The following is a 19,254-nucleotide window of genomic DNA, read 5'->3' on the forward strand; positions in this document are numbered from 1 at the left end:
GCGATCGGTATGCGTATTCATGCCAGGGCTTCCAGCGAATCGGTGAAGCTCGGGCGCGACTCGAGCCAGCCGCGCCTGAGTTCGGGCACCGAGCCGATCAGCCGCTGGGTATAGGGGTGCTGCGGATTCTGGATCACTTCCCGACACGGTCCCTGTTCGACGCAGCGGCCCTGGAACAGCACCATCACCTCGTCGCACAGGGCGCGAACGGTGGAGATATCGTGGCTGATGAACAGGTAGGAGACGCCGAGTTCGCGCCGCAGCTCGACCAGCAGCTCGAGGATCGCCGCGCCCACCACGGTGTCGAGCGCCGAGGTGACCTCGTCGCAGAGCAGCAGGTCGGGCTTGGCGGCGAGCGCCCGGGCGAGGTTGACGCGCTGCTTCTGGCCGCCCGAAAGCTCACCGGGACGCCTCTTGAGCAGCGCCTGGGGCAGCTTGACCAGGTCCATCAGCTCGGCCACCCGGCGCTTGCGCTCACGGCCATCGAGCTCGAAATAGGTATCGAGCGGACGAGTCAGGATGCGCTCGATGCTGTGCGAGGGGTTGAGCGCATTGTCGGCGCTCTGGAACACCATCTGGATGCGGCGGAACTGATCCGGCGTGCGGCCCTTGAGCGTCGGCGACAGCTCGCGGCGGTCGAACTGCACTGCGCCTCGCGATGGGCCGATCAACCCAGCGACGGTGCGCGCCAGCGTCGACTTGCCCGAGCCGGACTCGCCGATCACGCCGAGCGCCCGGCCGCGGGCGAGATTGAGCTGGATGTGGTCGAGCACCACTTTGGCCGGTATGCCTTCGGCATTACGCGAGCCGTAGCCGACCTGCAGGTCGTCGATGCGCAAAAGCTCGGCGCCCGGCGTGGTCGGCGGCGGGGAGAGCTTCTGGTCGGGGCGGGCGGCCTCGAGCAGGCTTTGGGTATAGGGGTGGGCGGGATGCTCGAGGATCTGTTCGATCTCTCCCTGCTCCTGGATCTCGCCGCCGTTGAGCACCAGCACGCGATCGGCCATCTGGGCGACCACGGCGAGGTCGTGGGAGACGTAGATCGCGGTGGTGCCGCGTTCGCGCACCACGCGCTTGAACGCGCGCAGCACCTCGATCTGGGTGGTCACGTCGAGTGCGGTGGTCGGCTCGTCGAGGATCACCAGCGCCGGATCGGTGATCAGCGCCATCGCTGCCATCAGTCGCTGCAGCTGGCCGCCGGAGACCTGGTGCGGGTAGCGTGCGCCGATGCTGTCCGGATCCGGCAGCGCCAGTTCACGGAACAGCCCGACCGCCTTGGCCTCGGCCTCCTCGCGGCTCATCACCTTGTGGATCAACGCGGCTTCGATCACCTGCTCCATCAGGGTCTTGGCCGGATTGAACGAGGCCGCCGCGCTCTGCGCGATGTAGGCCACGCGGTGGCCGCGCAGGTCGCGCAGCTCCTTCGCCGGCAGCTTCAGCACCTCGGTCTCGCCGAGCCGTACGCTGCCGCCCGAGATGCGGCAGCCGCGCCGGGCATAGCCGAGCAGGGAAAGCGCAATGGTGGTCTTGCCCGAGCCGGATTCGCCGATCAGCGCCAGCACTTCCCCCGCCGCGAGCGAGAAGCCGATCCGTTTGACGATCTCGATCTCTTCTCCGGCGGGATTGACCGCGGTGACCAGCAGGTCTTGTACTTCGATGGGTTCGCCGAGCATGGGTCAGTCTCCCTGTTGGTCGCGGCTTGCGGAGAGGCTGTCGATCAGCAGGTTGGCACCGATGGTGAGCGTGCCGATTGCCACCGCCGGGGCGATCACCGCCAGCGCCCCTTCGCTCAGCCCGCCGATGTTCTCGCGCACCAGCGAGCCGAGATCCGCGATCGGTGGCTGCACGCCGAGGCCGAGGAAGCTCATCCCGCTGAGCAGCAGGACGATGAACACGAAGCGCATGCCCATGTCGGCGAGTACCGGATGAATCATGTTCGGCAGCAGTTCGACCCCGGCGATGTAGAGCCGCCCTTCGCCACGGGTGCGGGCCACCTGGACGTACTCGAGGGTGGTGAGGTTGGCCGCGAGGCTTCTCGAGATGCGAAACGCACCGGGGGCGTAGCTGAGCACCGCGGTGATGATCAGCAGCGGGATCGAGGCGCCGAAGGCGGAGACCATCACCAGCGCGAGCATCTTGCTCGGAATCGAGATCAGCGCATCGTTGAGCCGGCTGACCGTCTCGTCGAGCCACTTGGGCGCCAGAGCGGCGAGAATCCCAAGGCTTGCGCCGATCGAGCTGGCCAGCAGCGCGGCGATCAGTGCCAGGCCGACGGTATAGCGTGCGCCGGTGAGGATCCGGCTGAGCATGTCCCGGCCGAGGTAGTCGGTACCGAGAGGGAAGGCCGCGCTCGCACCGGCGAACATATCGTCGCCGACCAGCGCACCGACCGGGTGCGGGGCGAGCATCGGGCCGAAGATCGCCACCAGTACCCAGAAGCCGAACAGGATCGCGCCGATCCAGCGCATGGCGTAGCGCGGTGCGCGGTTGCGTCGGCTGGGCGAGGCGACGGGCAGCTGACTGCCCGCCGCGCGGGGAGAGTTTGCTTGGCTCATCAGGTTCTCAGCCTCGGGTTGGAGAGGATCGCGCAGAGATCGGCGGCGATGACCAGTACCAGGTAGGCGCTGCAGAACAGCATTGCGCAGGCCTGTACCAGTGCCAGGTCGCGGTTAGCGACGGCGTCGACCATCAGGCTCGCGATGCCGGGGTAGTTGAAGATCGTCTCGACGATGATCACCCCGCCGAGCAGGTAGGAAAGGCTCAGCGCCACCGCGTTGGCGATCGGGCCGAGCGAGTTGGGCAGCGCGTGGCGCAGCACCCGCCGCAGCGGGCCTACACCCTTGAGCTGGGCCATCTCGATGTAGGGGCTGTCGAGCTGGTCGATCAGTGCGGCGCGGGTCATCCTCGCCATCTGGGCGATCAGCACGCAGCACAGCGTCAGCACCGGCATCGCGTAGATGCGCATGAAGTCGCCGAGGTTCTCGACGCTCGAGACGTAGGAGAGCGCCGGCAGCCAGCCGAGATGGACGGCGAAGATCAGCACCGCGATGGTCGCGACCAGGAATTCAGGCACCGCCACCATCGACAGGGTGAAGACGTTGAGCACCCGGTCGATCGCGCCGCCGCGGCGCATCGCCGAGATGATCCCCAGCGCCAGGGCGATCGGCACCGAGACCGCGGTAGTGACCCCCGCGAGGATCAGCGAGTTGGGCAGTCGGCCGGCCATCAGCGTGGACACCGGCAAGGCGTTGCTCACCGACTGGCCGAGATCACCGCTGACCAAGCCGATCAGCCAATTGAAGTAGCGCAGCGGCGCCGGTTGGTCGAGGCCGAGCTGGGTGCGCAGCGCAGCGACCTGCTCGGGGGTGGCGAACTGGCCGAGGATCTGCTGGGCGGCGTCGCCCGGCAGCAGCGAAGTGATCGCGAAAATCACCAGCGAGACGATCAGCAGGGTCAGCACCCCGGAGGCGAGCCGACCGAGCAGCAGACGCAGGATAGGGTTACGCATGGGAGGGCTCCTGAGTGGCCTCTAGCGGGGCGCCCGTACGACGGGCGCCCCACGGGGACGAACGATGGAACAGTGTCGGCCTCAGGCTTCCCACCAGACGTGCTCGGGGAACGAATAGCCCATGAATCCACCGAGTGGGATCGAGCGCTCGTAGCCCTTGAGCCTGGTGTCGTAGCCGTCGATGTCGCTGATGAACACCGGGATGCCGATTCCCGCATGGTCATGGATCAGCGTCTGCATGTCGGCGTACATCTGCATGCGCTTGGCTTCGTCCGGCTCCTGGCGCGAGAGCACCAGCAGCTGGTCGAACTGCTCGTTCTGCCAGCCCGACTCGTTCCACGGCGCGCTCGATTGGAAGAACTGCGAGAGCAGGATGTTGGCGGTCGGCCGCGGGTTGATGTTGCCGAAGCCGAGCGGGTGCTTCATCCAATGGTTCGACCAGTAGCCGTCGGAGGGCACCCGGTTGACGGTCAGGTTGAGGCCTGCCTGCTGCGCGGACTGCTGGAGCAGCACCGCCATGTCCTCGGAGCCGTTGGCCGCAGGCGAAGCGACGATCGGCAGCCTCGCACCCTGGACGCCCGCTTTGGCGAGCAGGGCGCGGGCGCGCTCCGGGTCGTACTCACGCTGCGGCAGGCCGTCGAAGTAGTAGCGATTGCTCTGGGCGATCGGCTGGTCGTTGGCGATCTCGGCGTAGTTGCGAAATACCGCACGCTTGATCTGCTCGCGGTCGAACAGGTACTTCATTGCCTCGACGAATTCGGGCCGGCTGGTCGGCTCTTGGTCGACGCGCATCACCAGGTCGCTGTAGTTGCCCGAATTGCTCGCCTTGATCGCATGGGCGCCGGAGTTCTCCACCCGCGATGCGGAGCGGCCGCTGACGTTGTTGACCAGCTGCACGTCGCCGGAGAGCAGCGCGTTGACCCGCGAGGATTCGTCGCCGATCCCGACCATTTCGATCTCGTCGAGATAGGGGCGACCTTCCTTCCAGTAGTTTTCGTTGCGTACCGCCACCGAGCGCACGCCGGGATTGAACTCCTGGCAGCGGAACGGACCGGTGCCGATCCCCTTGGTGAAATCCGTGGTGCCGGCCTGCACGATCATCATGTGCGAGACCGCGAGGATCGAGGGCAGCTCGACGTTGGGCGAGCTCAGCACGATCCGCACCTGGCGGTCACCTACTGCCTCCACTGTGGAGATCTGCTCGGCCAGCGACATCACCTTGGAGCCGGTATTCGGGTCCTTGTGGCGGCCGAGCGAGAAGATCACGTCCGCGGGCTCGAGCGACTTGCCGTCGTGGAAGGTGACCCCTGAGCGCAGGGTGAACAGCCAGGTCGTGCCGCCGTCGGTGGTTTCGAAGTGCTCGGCCAGCGCAGGCTGGGGAGTGAGCGTTTCATCGAACACGGTCAGGCCATTGTAGAACGTCGCATGGCGGACATAGTCGATCGCGGTCGCGCCCAGGGCGGGGTCGAGGGTATCCGAGGTCGAGGCCGAGTGGGCGGCCACCCGGATGCGGCCGCCGCGGGTGGGCGTGCCCGCGGGTTCGGCGGCATAGCCGACGCCGCTGCCGAACATCGAGCCCGCACTGGCGGCGAACAGGCCAGCGGCACCTAGGGCCTTCAATGCGTCGCGCCGTGACAGGCCACGGTGCATCGCTTCGAACAGCCGAGTGCTTTGTTCTGGGCCGATCAGCCCGGGAATGGAGTTCTTGTGGTCGGTCATTCGGCTTCTCCGTAGTGCGTTGGGATTTTTGTAGTGCCAGGAGGCAGCTTCGTTGGCTTGGCGGTGTCGTTAGTGGAGGCGGTCCTGCAGTCGATACCAGGCGCCGACCAGCGGCAGGAACCAGGGCTCGCCGAAGTGGCCTGGAATCGCTGGCCAATCGAAATCCGCCCAGGGGTTGGCGTCGGAGGCGCCCAGCAGCGTGGCGGCCATTCTCTCGCCCATGTGCACCGACATCTGCACGCCGTGGCCGCTGTAGCCCATCGAATGGTACAGGCCGTCGTGGCTGCCGGCGCGCGGCAGCCGGTCGCGGGTCATGTCGACCAGCCCGCCCCAGCAGTAGTCGAGCTTCACTCCCGCCAGTTCCGGAAAGGTCGCCTCGAGCCCGGCGCGCAGCAGCGCACCGCTCTTGGCATCCGAGTGGAGATTGGACATGGCGAAGCGGGCTCTGCCACCGAACAGCAGGCGGTCGTCCGGGGTGACCCGGAAATAGTGCCCGATGATCCGGCTGGTGACGTAGGCGCGCCGCTTCGGCAGCAGGCGATCCAGCCGCTCGCGATCGAGCGGTTCGGTGACCACGATGAAGCTGCCGACCGGCGCCATGCGGCGGCGATACCATTTGAGCGGGCCGACCTGAGAGGCGCCGGTACTGATCAGCACCTCGTTGGCTTCTATCTCTCCGCGCGTAGTGGTGATGCGCACGCCGCTTGCGCGGCGATCGATCGCGCTGACCGCCGCATGCTCGAAGATGCTGGCCCCGTGGCGCGCCGCCGCAGTGGCCAGGCCGACACCGAAGCGACCCATATGCATCTGGCCGCCGTTGCGCTGCAGCAGGCCGCCGTGGAACAGCGGCGAGGCGACCTCCTCGCCGATCCGCGAGGCGGGGATCATCTCCACGTCGGGATCCACGTCCTGGCGAATCAGCTCGCAGGTGCGCGCGAGCTGCTCGTAATGCGCAGGCTTGGCCGCCAGCTTGAGCTTGCCGTGCCTGAGGAAGGCGCAGTCGATGCGCTCGTCGCGAATTACCCGCTCGACGCTCTCCACCGCATCGGCATAGGCCTGGTAGCAGCGCTGCGCGCGATCGCGGCCGAGCCGCTGGACCAGGGCGCCGTAGTCCTGGGCGACGCCGGTGTTGCACTGGCCGCCGTTGCGCCCCGAGGCCTCTCCGATGATCCGGCCGGCTTCGAGCAGCGCCACTGAGGCACCGGCGCGGGACAGCGCCCGTGCCGCGGAGAGCCCGGTGAAGCCGCCGCCGACCACCGCGACGTCGAAGCGGCCTTCGGGCGGCGCGCTCGCGGCGTGCTCGAAGGGTGGGGCGGTATCGAGCCAGTAGGAGTCGAATTTCACCGTTGAAGCTCCCCGGAAATGGATCAGAGGCCCACCAGCGCAGGCAGACCGCGGATGTCGGCGATCTCGGTGGCACCGTAGCCGGGCGCATAGGGTTCATGGTTGCGGGCGACGAAGGCCTTGTCCTTGATCCCCATGAAGTGCGCCGACATCAGGTCGTAGCGGAAGCTCGAGGAGACGTGGAGCAAGTCTTCCGGATTGCAGCCGAGGGTGTCGATCATCGCCTCGAAGGCCGCTAGCCGCGGCTTGTAGACCTTGAAGGTATCGGCGGTGAAGACCTTGTGGAAAGGCACTTCGAGCTTGGCGACGTTGGACATGATCTGATCGTCGCAGGCGTTGGAGTAGATCACCAGCGGGATCTTGTCGGCGATTTTCGACAGGCCTTCGATTACGTCGGGATGCGGGCCCCAGGTCGGTACCGCGTCGTAGTAGCGCTGGCCGTCGGCGTCGATGTAGTCGATGCCCCAGCGCTTGCAGGTGCGCTCGAGCGCGCCCTTGACCACCTCGACATAAGGCTTCCACGGGCCCAGCACCTCATCGAACCGATAGGCACCGAAATCGCGGACGAAGCGCTCCATCCGCGCCGGCTCCGGGATCCGTTCGGCGAAGATCTCACGCGTCATCGTCGCCATCTGGAAGTTGGTCAGCGTGCCGTAGCAGTCGAAGGTGATGAACTTCGGACGCATGATCTCGCTCATGGGGGTGTTGTTCCTTGTTGTATCGGGTGGTCGAGTGGTCATGGAGGTGGAAGGCCGAATCGCGCCCATGGCTCCATTACAGCATCGCGGCTTTGGAGCAGGACGCTGAAAGCGCGGCCGGTGCGGAACAAAAAGCTTTTTTCTCTGGCCGGGGCAGCAGGAGGTGCGGCTGGGACGAATGGCGATTCGCCGGCTCGCCGTCGCTCCCGCCGCCCGGTGGGTTACATCATCTTCGGCTGACGTATCTCGCTGCCATCGCTGAAACGCTCGAGCCTGAAGGCGGCGGGGTCGACGATGGGAGTATCGGATACCGCCAGGTCGGCGATCAGCCTCCCCGCGCCCGGGCCGATGCCGAAGCCGTGGCCGCTGAAGCCCGAGGCGATGATGAATCCCGGCAGTTGATCCACCGGCGAGATCACCGGAATGATGTCCGGGGTGCTATCGATCAGCCCGCCCCAGGCTTGCTCCGCCTTGATCCCGGCCAGTGCCGGGTATTCGCGTACCAGCGCGGTCAGCGCCTCCTCGACCATTTGCTGGTCCGGGCGAGGGTCGAGCACCCGATGACGCTCGAACGGTGAGACGGCATCGAATGCCCAGCTGCCGAGCGCCTCGGGGCCGGAGAAGAACGAGGTGCCGACGCGGTACTTGAGCCTCGCCAGGCGGCTTTTGAAGGCGGCCCGGAACTTGGGCGCGTGACGCAGCCCCTGCGGGGTCAGTTCGAATCGACCGCGGCCCGAGATCGAGAGCGAATAGGCGCCGTCGAGGCGCCTTCTCAAGGCGAACCCAGGAGTCGCCAACCCGCCGGAGATGACCTCCGCGGCGACGGTGGTCTTCAACGCGGTACCGGTCACGTTCAGATTCGGCAGGTCGATGCCGTGCCGCCGGCAGAAGCGTGAGCTCCAGGCGCCGCCGGCACAGATCACTTTCTGCGCCTTGATCAGGCCGCGTTCGGTCCAGACGCCGGTGACCCTGCCGGCGCTGATGTCCAGTCCGCGCACCGCGCAGTTTTGATGGACGAAGGCGCCGAGATCCCGCCCTGCCGCCGCGAGCGCAGGGCTTGCCAGCGATGGCTCGGCGCGCCCGTCGCTGGGCGACCACAGCCCGCCCAGCCAATCGCTGGTGCTGCCGGGGGTGCGCTGCTTGGCCTCGCTGGAAGAAAGCATGTGGCTGACGAAGCCGTAGGCGCGGGCCTTGTCGATCCAGGCTTCCCAGGTCGCGAGCTCCGCGGCCTTGGTGCTGGCATAGACCAGCCCGGAGCGGCGAAAGCCGAGCTCGCGCCCGGTCTCTGCGCCGAGCTCTTCCCAGCGCCGAAGGCTGTAGATCGACAGCGGCAGCTCAGGGAAGTCGCGGTTCTGCTGCCGGCACCAGCCCCAGTTACGGCTCGACTGCTCCGCGCCGATCCGGCCCTTCTCCAAAAGCGCCACCGAGACGCCCTTGCGTGCCAGTTCATAGGCCGCCGCGGTCCCGACGATCCCACCGCCGATCACCACCACGTCGACGCTCTGCGCAAGTGCGACGCTGTCGCGAACGGCTTCTACATGGGCCCCCATTTTTCCACTCCTGTTGTTCGGTTCTTGTGGTTAGGCTGTCAGCGACGCATCCGCATGCGGGCGCCAATACGCGTTAGCTCGCGGCAATGTCGATCAGCACGCTTTTGTAGCGCAGATTGGCCAGGTAGGCCTCGCGGCCGAGGTCCTTGCCGATGCCCGAACGCTTGTAGCCGCCGGTCGGCAGGATGTAGTCATCGCTGCGCCCGTAGCGGTTGATCCACACCGTACCGGCCTCGATCCGGCGCACTGCGCGCAGCGCGCGGCCCAGATCGGCAGTGTGGACACCGGCGGCGAGGCCATAGGTCTCGTGCTCGGCGAGGGCGAAGGCTTCCTCCTCGTCGTCGAACGCCTGGATGCTCAGCACCGGGCCGAAAATCTCCTCGCGCACCGCTGGATTGCTGGCATCGTTCACCGCCAGCAGCGTCGGGCGATAGTAGTGGCCGCCCTCGATCGCGTCATAGACACCGCCACCGCTCAGGCACTCCGCGCCGGCGGCGCGGGCGCGCGTGACGATCTCGTCGATTCGTTCGAGCTGGCGGGCGGAGACGATCGGCGCGAGGGTGGTGCCGCTTTCCCAGGTGCGTCCGGGGCGCAGTGCGTCGAACAGCCGTCCGATCCGCTCGATCACCGGCTCGAGCAGCGCCCGCTCGACCAGCAGCCGCGAGCCGGCGACGCAGACCTGGCCTGCGTTGGCGGTGATCGACGCCGCCACGGTACGAATGGTGCGATCGAGATCCACCGCGTCGGCGAACACCAACTGTGGGCTCTTGCCGCCGAGCTCGAGCGTCGCGGCCTTCGGTCCCGACTGCGCGCAGGCCTGCATGATCGCGCTGCCGGTAGCGGTCGAGCCAGTGAAGGTCACCTTGCCGATCTTCGGGTGGCGACACAGCGCATCACCTGTGGCCGGGCCGTCGCCCTGGATGACGTTGAGGATGCCGGGCGGAATGCCGGCCTCGACCGCGAGCTGCGCCAGTCTCACCGCCGAGAACGGCGTCAGTTCGGAGGGCTTGAGCACCACTGCGTTGCCGGCGGCGAGCGCGGGACCGACTTTCCAGCAGGTCTGGCTGAGCGGGAAGTTCCACGGCACGATCGCGCCGATCACCCCGATCGGTTCGGCGACCTGCATGCCGAAGCTGTCGCGCGCGGTGGCGGCCACTTCGCCGCCGTGCTTGTCGGCGAACTCAGCGAAGAAGCGGATGCCCTCGGCGGTGTAGGGCACGTCCCAGCTGACCGCCTGGTCGATTGGCCGGGTCGAACCGAGCGCTTCGAGCGCTGCCAAGCGCTCGGTCTCGGCCTCGACCAGGTCCGCCCAACGGCGCATCGCCCGCGCGCGTTCGCGCGGCGGCCGGCTGGCCCAGTCGGAGCGCTTGAATGCGCGCCAGGCACTCTCTACCGCTTCGTCGACCAGCGTGGCATCGCCGAGCGGGAGCCCGGCGTAGACCGCGCCGTCGGAGGGCCGGGCGATATCCAGCACCGCAGGGGCGGGGCGCAGCCGGCCATCGATGAAGTGGGCGCTCGGGACCTGGATGTCGGCGGGGTCGAAACTGGGCATGGAGAGGCTCGTTGGGTGACGGTGGTCGATGACTTCCATGCTAGGGAGTTTTTCCCGGCACAGGGTGCCGAGCTTGGTGCCGCCCAGCGCAAATGATGCGTTCCTGGCGTGCGGTTTCATCCGAATCTGCCGAATTCGCGCGTCCTGGGCCTGGGCGGTGGCAAATGCCGGTGACGGATGCCTAGAGTAGGCGTCCTCCAGAACGACATGGAAATCGTCTAGATGTCCTCGCCCGATGCTTGCTCCAGTCTCGCACTGCGCCCGCTCGCTGCCGCCGATCTCGACGCCGCCCACCAACTCTCCCTGGCACTCGCCTGGCCGCACCGGCGCGAGGATTGGGCGCAGCTGCTGCGGGCGGGCGAGGGGCTTGCGCTGGTCGATGGCGAGCGGCTGATCGGCACCGCCTTTTGCCTCTCGCAGGGGCGCTGCGCGAGTGTCGGGCTGGTGATCGTCGCCGACGACCATCAAGGCCGTGGCCTGGGGCGCCGGCTGATGCAGGAGGCGCTGGCACTCGCAGGTACGCGTACCGCGCTGCTGGTGGCCACCGAGGCCGGCGCGCCGCTGTATCGCAAGCTCGGCTTCGAGCGGGTCGGAGACGTTCACCAGCACCAGGGTGAGGCGCTTCCTCAGTCGAGCGCCTCGCTCGGTACCAATGGCCTGCGCCGGCTAGACGAGGCCGATCGCGGCGCGCTCGAGGAGCTCGCCGCAGCCGGCAGCGGCCATGGTCGCGTCCCCGTGCTGGGTGTCGCGCTCGACGCCGCCAACGCGGCTGTTGGCATCGAGCGCGACGGTCGATTGGTCGCCTTTGCCCTGCGGCGGCCCTTCGGCCGTGGCGAATCGATCGGGCCGATCTATGCTGAAAACCAGGGTCAGGCCGAGCGCCTGGTCGATGCGCTGCTCGAAGACGCAGCCCAGCGCTTCATGCGCTTGGACGCGATCGACGATGCCTTCGACCCCGACTGGCTGGCGGCGCGCGGGCTCGATCGGGTCGACAGCCCGATCCGGATGGTGCGCGGCGAGGCCCCGAGTCCACGCGGCGCGACGCGGCAGTTCGGGATGATTACCCAGGCGATGGGGTAGGGCATCGACGTCTCAGCGCCGCGGTGCACGTGCCGGTTGTGCTTGTCGTCAATCCGCTCCCGATGCGACGATGGAGCGAGTCATTGAGTCCTCGATGGAGGTCAGCGCAGATGAACGCAGCGGCGGAAGAGAAAGACAAGGAAACCTCGACCAGCGCCAAGCTGCTCGAATTCATGATCAATGCTCGCAAGGTCTTCATCACCGGAGAGATCGATCAGAAGCTTGCCCGCGAGACGGTGCAGCAGCTCCACGCGCTGGACTACCTGAGCCACGAGCCGATCCAGGTGTTCATCAGCTCTCCCGGTGGGCACGTCGAGTCCGGCGACATGATCTTCGACGCGATTCGCTTCATCGAGTCGCCGGTGCTCACCATCGGTTCGGGTTGGGTTGCAAGCGCCGGCGCGCTGATCTTCGTCGCAGCGAAAAAGGAGAACCGCTACTCGTTGCCAAACACCCGCTTCCTGCTTCACCAGCCATCGGGCGGGTTTTCGGGCCAGTCGAGCGACATCGCGATCTACTCCAAGGAGATCCTGCGAATGCGTGAACGGCTCAACCAGATCTTCGCCGAGGCGACCGGCCAGCCGATCGAGCGGATTCGCCAGGATACCGATCGCGACTTCTGGCTCTCGGCTTCCGAGGCGGTGGACTATGGCCTGGTGAGCAAAGTGGTCAGCTCCGCCCGCGAGCTGCATTGAGCGTTGCGTTCGCGCCTCTTCCCGGCTGGAAGGGGCTCGAACGATCCTGCCGAAACCGCCCGCCAATAAAGCATTCCCTCTCGTCGCCGCGACGATTTCCAGCCGCCGTCGTTCGTCCTCGCTCGGCATACTGATGATGAAGCAAGCCATAACGAACAACTTCATCGGAGCTTTGCGAGGCGCATATGTCATTTGAGCAATTCAAGGCACTGACCTTCGACGTGGTCGGTACGCTGATCGATTTCGAGCGCGGCATCCTCGAACACCTGCGCAAGTCCGTCGGCGATGCCGCCGAGAGCGTCAGCGACGAGGACATCCTCGCGGTCTATCGCGCGTCACGGGAGCGGCACAAGTGCGCGCGCTATCCCGACGACCTCGAGCGTACCTACTACGACATCATTTCTGCCTTCGGTTGGCCCGAGGCGCCGGGTGGCGCGCGCGGCCTGATCGAGTCGGTGAAGGATTGGCCTGCGTTCCCCGATTCGGTCGACGCGCTCAAGCGGCTGAGACGGCACTTCAAGCTGGTGGCGATGACCAACGCCCGCCACTGGGCGCTCGACCATATGGCCCGTACGCTGGAGCAGCCGTTCGACGACAAGATCTCGGTCGACGACGTGCGCTTCGAGAAGCCCGATCCGCAGTTCTTCGCCTATGCGCGCGGTCGTCTCTCCACCCAGGGCATCGTCTTCGAGGAGATCCTCCACGTCGCCCAGAGCCAGTATCACGACATCGGCGTCGCTAAGCGGCTCGGCTATCAGGTGTGCTGGATCGAGCGCCGCCATGGCCTGCCGGGACCGGGCGGCACCCAGGCGTCCGAGTACACCGAACCGCACCATCACTTCACCACGCTTGCTCAGCTGGCCGACGCTGTCGAAGCCGAGCTTGGTTGACTCCTCCTCCGCGCCCGCGCTTGCGCGGGCGCTTGGTTCTAAGGCACTGCAATGTCTACCAATCGCATCGATTCGCTCTGGGCGGCGACCGCGTCGGCCGCGCCGCAAACCCCGGCGCTGCGTGGCACCCATCAGTGCGACGTAGCGATCATTGGCGGCGGTTTCACTGGCCTTTGCGCTGCGCACCATATCGCCGCCAGCGGCCGTGCGCCGCTGCTGCTCGAGGCTCGGGAGCTGGGCTTCGGCGCCAGTGGGCGCAATGGTGGAGTGGTCACCGCCAAGTTCCGGGTCTCGTTTCGCGATCTGGAGCGCCGGCATGGGCTCGAGATCGCGCGTCGGATGTACCAGATGGGCTATGCCGCGATCGACCACCTGGAAACGATGACCCAGCAGCTCTCGCTGACCGCGGCGGACTTCCAGCGCCGCGGCCACCTGGCGCTCGCCCATACGCCGCGGGCATTGCAGGGGCTCGGTGCGGAAGTGGCGTGGATCGAACGCGAGTTCGGCAAGGGCGCCGCGCGGCTGCTGTCGAAGGAAGAGATCGAGCGCGAAGTCGCGGTGACGGGCTTCCACGGTGGGCTTTTGAGCCCCAAGGCGGGCGGCGTCCATCCGCTCGAATACCTGCGCGGCATCGCCCGCGGCCTGGTGGACAGGGGAGTCGCCGTGCATGGCGATTCGCCGGTGACGCGGATCGAGCAGCTTGGCGACCGGGTGGTGGTTGAAACCGAACACGGGCGAGTCGAGGCGGGGCAGTTGATCATCGCCACCAACGGCTACTCCGATCTGACCCCGGCAACCCGCGCGATGCACCGGCAGCTGATTCCGTTTCGCAGCGCGATCATCAGCACCGCGCCGCTGCCTGCCGCACTGATCGAGCGGATCATGCCCGGTCGGCGGCTGTGCGGCGATACCAAGCGGATGCTGCGTTGGTTCCGGCTGGTCGGCGACCGGCTGATCTTCGGCGGCCGCGGCGCCTTCGGTCGTGATGATTCGAAGCAGGCCTTCGATGAGCTCGAGCGCAGCCTGCGCGCGCTGTTCCCGGCGCTCGAGGGTATCGCAGTCGAGCATCGCTGGTCCGGTCTGGTGGCGATGACGCTGGACTACCTGCCCCACGTCGGCCGGATCGGCGATCGGGTGTTCTATTCGGTCGGCTACAACGGCTCCGGCGTGGCGCTGAGCGGCTACATGGGCAAGCAGCTCGCCGCGCTCAGCGCAGGCGAGCCGGTATGGCTGGGGCCGCTCGAACGCCAGACGGCGCAGGAGATCCCGCTGCATGCCCTGCGCGCGCCCGGCGTGCGCCTGGCCGCCGGTTGGCAGCAGCTGCTCGATGCGCTCGGCCGCTAGGGTCGGTCGCATCGACGCGTTCAGACCGTGCTGGTCAGGCCTCCATCGACATAGACGATCTGGCCGTTGACGAAGCTGGAGGCTGGGCCGGCGAGGAAGATCGCTGCACCCTGGAGTTCCTCGACCTTGCCCCAGCGGCCGGTCGGGGTGCGGTTGCACAGCCAGGCGGAGAACTCCTCGTTCTCGACCAGCGCCTTGTTCAATTCGGTCTCGAAGTAGCCCGGTGCCAGGCCATTGACCTGGATGTCGTAGCGCGCCCAGTCGGCGCACATGCCCTTGGTCAGCATCTTCACCGCGCCCTTGGTGGCGGTGTAGGGCGCGATGGTCTGGCGGCCGAGCTCGCTTTGCACCGAGCAGATGTTGATGATCTTGCCGGCGCGCCGCTCGATCATTCCCCGCACCACCCGCTTGGCGACGTAGAACACGCTGGTGAGGTTGGCGAGCAGCAGCTCGTCCCAAGCGATCTCGGTGAACTCGTGCAGCGGTGCGCGGCGCTGGATGCCTGCGTTGTTGATCAGGATATCGATCGGACCCTCTTCCTCCAATGCACTGATCCCCCTGTTGACCGCATGGGTGTCAGTGACGTCGAACGCAGCGGTCTCAACCTTGATGTCCAGCTCCGCGAGCCGGTCGGCGGCTGCTTCCAGCCTGCGCGGGTCGCGGCCATTGATGATCACCGTAGCGCCTGCGCCGCCGAGGCCCTCGGCGAGGGCGAAGCCGATGCCTTGGCTGGCACCGGTGATCAGTGCGCGCTTGCCGGTAAGATCGAATAGCTTCAATGAGGGTAACGCGTCGCGCATGGTATCGATTCCTCGAAAACGTTGAACGAAGCCCAGGCGGCGCCCGGGCCGGGATCAAAAACTCAGCTGGACCTTCATCGAACGGCGTTTGTCGCCGGCCAGTTCGAAGGCTTCGACCGCTCGTTCGACCGGCAGCACCTGGGTCAACAGTGGAGCGACATCGAAATCATCGCGGCCGAGGGTGGCTACCGCTGCCTCGAACTCCTCGATGAAGCGGAAGGTGCCGCGCAGGGAAATCTCCTTGACCACCAGTATCGACAGCGGCACCTGCACGTCATTGCCCATCCCGACCTGGACGATGGTGGCGCGGGGCCGCGCGACCTCGAGCGCGGTAGCGAGCCCGGGTGCGGATCCCGAGCACTCGAACACCACATCGAAATGGCCCTTGTCGCGCTTGTACTCGTCGAGTTTACCGGCCGCGTCCATCACGTTGATCGTGCGGGTGGCGCCGAGCTCGGCGACGGTGGCGAGCGGTGCATCGAGCAGGTCGGTGACCACCAGCTCGCGGGCGCCGGCGAGCTTTGCCACCATGGTGGTCAGCGCACCGATCGGCCCGGCACCTGAGACCAGCACCCGCTTGCCGAGCAGGTCGCCGGCCTGGCGCGCGGCGTGCAGGCACACCGCCAGAGGCTCGGCGAATGCCGCCTTCTCGAAACCCAGGCCTTCGGGCAGCGGTACGATCTGGGCCCGCTCGCACACCAGCCGTTGGCGAAAGCCGCCGTGCACATGGGGCATGCGCATGGCGCTGCCGTAGAAACGCATCTCGAGCGCGTGGTTGATCAGTCCTTCACGGCTGTACTTGCACGGCGCTGGCACGAAGCCTGGGTTGATCGCAACCGGCGTGCCCGGCGCGAGGTCGTCGACGTTCTCGCCGCAGGCAAGGACTTCGCCGACGATTTCGTGGCCGAGGATCATCGGCTGCTTGATCCTCACCGCGCCGAAGCCGCCATGCTGGTAGTAATGGAGATCCGAGCCGCAGATGCCGCCGTTGCGGATGCGCACTTCCACCTGGCCGGGGCCGGGGGAGCCGGCTTCGATGTCGTCGATGCGAAGGTCGCGTGGGGCGTGGATGGTGACCGCCTTCATGGGAGTTTCCTAGGTCGCAAAGGTTTGCACACAGAAGTTCGCACAGAACTACGCCGATGGTGCGGGCTCGGCAACCGGTCCCAAAGCGCTTGAGGCGTTTTTGCGACCAAGGTATAAGCCGGCATCGTCATGTGCGTTCAGCGCCCCCTGCGTGCGACCTCGGCTCCTGCCTCGGGGGCCAGGCGCAGAGGGCCGAAAGTCGCCACCAGCGCGATCGCCGCGCTGCCGAGCAGGGCGAAGTGGAAATCCTCGATCAGCGGCCCGTCGTGCCCGGCCAGGGCCTGGAACAGCTGCAGCGCCAGCGCGGCGGTGGCGATCCCGAGTCCGGTGGAGAGCTGGTCGCTGGTGCTGAACAGCGTGTTGGCGGAGCCCATTTTCGTGCTCGGCATCTCGCTGAAGGCGAGCGTATTGAAGGCGGTGAACTGCATCGAACGGCTCATGCCGCTCAAGAACAGGATCACGATCAGCAGCGCCAGTGGTACCTCGGGGGTGAACAGCGCGCAGGCGGCCATCGAGGCGGCCTGGATCACGCCATTGATGATCAGCACGCGGCGAAAGCCGATCGCCGAAAGCACGCGCGAGGTCAGCGGCTTCATGCACAGGTTGCCGGCGAAGAGCGCGAGCAGCATCAGTCCGGCCTGGAAGGCGTCCATCCCGAAGCTGAGCTGGAACATCAGCGGCAGTAGGAACGGCATGGTGTTGATCGAGAGCCGAAACAGTCCGCCGCTGAGCAGCGCGACACGAAAGCTTGGGTGTTCGAGCGGAGTCAGCGCGACCAGCGGGTGGGGATGGTGTTTGAGATGGCGCACCGCGAAGACACCGGCCGCGATGCCGCCGGCGCCGACCGCGAGCATCGCGAAACGGCCACCGTCGAGATGGGCCAGCCCCTCCACCGCGCTCATCAGCAGCAGGCAGGCGAAGGCGCAGAGGGTGAATCCCCGCAGATCGAACGGGGCTGCGCGGGCGGCGCTTGCGCGCGCTGGCATCAGTCGCAGGCTGAGGCAGATACCGACCGCGGCGATCGGCAGGTTGATCAGGAAGATCCAATGCCAGGAAAGGTGCAGGGTGATCAGCCCGCCGAGCGGCGGACCCAGCACCGGCGCGGTGAGCCCGGGCCAGGTGATGATCGCGATCGCCTTCATCAGTTCGCGTTTGGGGTAGCGCCTCAGCACGGTGAGCCGCCCGACGGGCACCATCAGCGCGCCGCCGATGCCTTGCACTATTCGGGCGAAGGTGAACTGAGCGAGATTCTGGCTCAGGGCACAGGCCAGCGAGGCGAGCGCGAACAGGGCGAGTGCCAGGGTGAACACTCGGCGAGCGCCGAAGCGCTCGGCTACCCAGGCGCTCAGCGGGATGAATGTCGCGACGGTGACCAGGTAGGCGGAGATGCCGATGCTCAGGCTGACCGGAGGCACGTCGAAGCTCGCCGCGATGTGGGGAATCGCGGTGATGATGATGGTGGCGTCGAGCATCTCCATGAAGAACGCCGCAGCGACCAGCAGCGCAAGCGCGGGAGAGGGCGAATCAGCGACCGCGGAAGTGGTCGAGGGAGGCATGTCGACTCCATGATTGGCAGCGCACGCCTGAGCTTGCGCCACTTACCCCCGGACCTTCAAGCGGTTATCCTCTCGGAGGTCGTGCGTTGGGACGTTCGACGCGTCTGAATTGAGCTTGAAGTCGCCTTCGCGTACCCTTCCTTGCTTGCCCGCTCTGGTGGCGATCGGAAGGCTGCCGGAGCGGAAGGTGATCTTCACCGCAGGGCGCTTGGCCCCGGGATTCTTTTGTCTGTACGCGAGCGGGGTTCTTTCCCATCGCCGCGCGATTTCCATCATGGGGCCTTGCATGCACGCGCTAACCAAGAAATGGCTCAAACGTCTGATTCTCGCCCTGCTGTCGATGATTCTGCTGGTCGCCGCGATCATCTGGGGCCTCTATTGGTTACAGACGGGCCGTTTCTTCCAGACCACCGACAATGCCTATCTGCGCGGCGACGGTGTGGCGATACGTTCCGAGCTCAGCGCCAAGGTGGAGGCGCTCGGGGTCGCCCACAACCAGCGGGTGAGCAAAGGCCAGCTGTTGGTGACCCTCGATGACCGCGACTATCGCGACCAGCTCCGCCAGGCCGAGGCGAAGCTGGTCGAGGCCAATGCCCAGGTGGTCCAGGCGGAGCGCAACGTCGATGCGAGCCGCGCCCAGATCGAGCAGTATCAGGCCCAGGTGACCGCCGCCGAGGCGCGTGACGACCAGGCGCTGACCACCCTCAACCGTACCCTGATGCTCAGCGACCGTGGCGTGGTGCCGCGCCAGCAGCTCGATGACCGCCACTCCGAGCGCGCGGTGACCCGTGCCGATCTCGCCGCCAGCCGGGCGCAGTTGACCTCCGCTCGCCGCCAGCTGGCGGTGCAGCAGGCCGCGCTCGAAGCCGCTAGGGCCAGCGTGCAGTCGGCCGAGGCCGACGTCGAGTCGGCGCTCACCCAGCTCGGTCGTACCCATATCTATGCACCCGCCGACGGTGTGGTCGGCAACGTCGCGGTCGAGGTCGGCAGCTACGCGCAGCCGCAGCTGACCTTGATGCAGCTGGTTCCGGTCGATGCGCTCTACGTGATCGCCAACTACAAAGAAACCCAGATCGGGCGGATGCGCATCGGCCAGCCGGTATCGATCAAGGTCGATGCCTATTCCGAGATCGGCTACGAAGGGGTGGTCGAGAGCATCGCACCGGCCACCGGCGCCGAGTTCAGCCTGCTGCCGGTCGACAACGCCACCGGCAACTTCAACAAGATCGTCCAGCGGGTGCCGGTGCGGATTCGCCTGATCGGCCCCCAGGACCAGCTCGGCAGGCTCCAGGCCGGTCTCTCGGTGGAGCCGACCGTCGATACCCGCCGGCTCGAGGGCAACTCGCTCTACGTGGTGCCGGCCCCCAACCTGATGCTCGACGACGAGCGCCCAGTGATTCCGGTCCACGTGCCCGAGCCGGTCGGCGAGCGCTGA

Annotated in this window: 16 protein-coding genes; 5 read left to right on the forward strand and 11 right to left on the reverse strand. The window is 66.8% G+C overall.

Translation table 11 applies throughout. From position 1 onward, the window contains the following. Positions 1-17 precede the first annotated feature (17 nt). From A5892_RS04830 to A5892_RS04865, 8 genes are all read right to left on the reverse strand, one after another. Positions 18-1,670, reverse strand: coding sequence for an ABC transporter ATP-binding protein (locus A5892_RS04830; RefSeq protein WP_064121838.1), 1,653 nt, complete (start codon positions 1,668-1,670; stop codon positions 18-20). Between the two features lie 3 nt (positions 1,671-1,673). Next, positions 1,674-2,552, reverse strand: coding sequence for an ABC transporter permease (locus A5892_RS04835; protein WP_064121839.1), 879 nt, complete (start codon positions 2,550-2,552; stop codon positions 1,674-1,676). Next, positions 2,552-3,505 (reverse strand): ABC transporter permease, encoded by a 954-nt coding sequence (locus A5892_RS04840; protein ID WP_064121840.1) that lies wholly within the window; start codon positions 3,503-3,505, stop codon positions 2,552-2,554. Before A5892_RS04840 ends, A5892_RS04835 begins: the two co-directional genes overlap by 1 nt. 81 nt (positions 3,506-3,586) lie before the next feature. Then, positions 3,587-5,224 carry an ABC transporter substrate-binding protein gene (locus tag A5892_RS04845; RefSeq protein ID WP_064121841.1) on the reverse strand — a complete coding sequence of 546 codons (1,638 nt, stop codon included), beginning with the start codon at positions 5,222-5,224 and terminating at the stop codon, positions 3,587-3,589. Between the two features lie 69 nt (positions 5,225-5,293). Then, a complete protein-coding gene (locus tag A5892_RS04850; protein WP_064121842.1) occupies positions 5,294-6,568 on the reverse strand; it encodes an NAD(P)/FAD-dependent oxidoreductase in 1,275 nt (424 codons plus the stop codon). A gap of 23 nt (positions 6,569-6,591) precedes the next feature. Further along, positions 6,592-7,266 (reverse strand): haloacid dehalogenase type II, encoded by a 675-nt coding sequence (locus tag A5892_RS04855; RefSeq protein WP_064121843.1) that lies wholly within the window; start codon positions 7,264-7,266, stop codon positions 6,592-6,594. A gap of 221 nt (positions 7,267-7,487) precedes the next feature. After that, positions 7,488-8,816: an NAD(P)/FAD-dependent oxidoreductase gene (locus A5892_RS04860; RefSeq protein ID WP_064121844.1), complete on the reverse strand. Its 1,329-nt coding sequence runs from the start codon at positions 8,814-8,816 to the stop codon at positions 7,488-7,490. A gap of 73 nt (positions 8,817-8,889) precedes the next feature. Then, positions 8,890-10,368 carry an aldehyde dehydrogenase family protein gene (locus A5892_RS04865; RefSeq protein WP_064121845.1) on the reverse strand — a complete coding sequence of 493 codons (1,479 nt, stop codon included), beginning with the start codon at positions 10,366-10,368 and terminating at the stop codon, positions 8,890-8,892. Positions 10,369-10,590: 222 nt separating this feature from the next. On the opposite strand from A5892_RS04865, the gene A5892_RS04870 reads away from it, so the two are divergent. From A5892_RS04870 to A5892_RS04885, 4 genes are all read left to right on the forward strand, one after another. After that, positions 10,591-11,448 (forward strand): GNAT family N-acetyltransferase, encoded by an 858-nt coding sequence (locus A5892_RS04870; protein ID WP_064121846.1) that lies wholly within the window; start codon positions 10,591-10,593, stop codon positions 11,446-11,448. A gap of 110 nt (positions 11,449-11,558) precedes the next feature. After that, entirely contained in the window at positions 11,559-12,143 is a 585-nt protein-coding gene (locus A5892_RS04875; protein ID WP_064121847.1) for an ATP-dependent Clp protease proteolytic subunit, read from the forward strand. A gap of 185 nt (positions 12,144-12,328) precedes the next feature. After that, complete coding sequence (locus tag A5892_RS04880) at positions 12,329-13,033, forward strand: HAD-IA family hydrolase (protein ID WP_064121848.1); 705 nt, start codon at positions 12,329-12,331, stop codon at positions 13,031-13,033. 51 nt (positions 13,034-13,084) lie between these two features. Beyond that, positions 13,085-14,377, forward strand: coding sequence for an NAD(P)/FAD-dependent oxidoreductase (locus A5892_RS04885; protein ID WP_064121849.1), 1,293 nt, complete (start codon positions 13,085-13,087; stop codon positions 14,375-14,377). 20 nt (positions 14,378-14,397) lie between these two features. Here A5892_RS04885 and A5892_RS04890 read toward each other — a convergent pair whose 3' ends face one another. The 3 genes from A5892_RS04890 to A5892_RS04900 all read right to left on the reverse strand — a co-directional run bounded on the left by A5892_RS04890 (position 14,398) and on the right by A5892_RS04900 (position 17,819). Next, entirely contained in the window at positions 14,398-15,177 is a 780-nt protein-coding gene (locus A5892_RS04890) for an SDR family NAD(P)-dependent oxidoreductase (RefSeq protein WP_064121850.1), read from the reverse strand. Positions 15,178-15,231: 54 nt separating this feature from the next. Then, positions 15,232-16,263 carry an L-idonate 5-dehydrogenase gene (locus A5892_RS04895; RefSeq protein WP_064121851.1) on the reverse strand — a complete coding sequence of 344 codons (1,032 nt, stop codon included), beginning with the start codon at positions 16,261-16,263 and terminating at the stop codon, positions 15,232-15,234. Between the two features lie 137 nt (positions 16,264-16,400). Then, positions 16,401-17,819 (reverse strand): MFS transporter, encoded by a 1,419-nt coding sequence (locus A5892_RS04900; RefSeq protein ID WP_064121852.1) that lies wholly within the window; start codon positions 17,817-17,819, stop codon positions 16,401-16,403. Positions 17,820-18,105: 286 nt separating this feature from the next. Here A5892_RS04900 and A5892_RS04910 point away from each other — a divergent pair, with 286 nt between their 5' ends. Beyond that, positions 18,106-19,254 carry an HlyD family secretion protein gene (locus A5892_RS04910; RefSeq protein WP_064121854.1) on the forward strand — a complete coding sequence of 383 codons (1,149 nt, stop codon included), beginning with the start codon at positions 18,106-18,108 and terminating at the stop codon, positions 19,252-19,254.

The organism is Halotalea alkalilenta (genome assembly GCF_001648175.1).
In the GTDB taxonomy this organism is placed as follows: Bacteria; Pseudomonadota; Gammaproteobacteria; order Pseudomonadales; family Halomonadaceae; genus Halotalea; species Halotalea alkalilenta_A.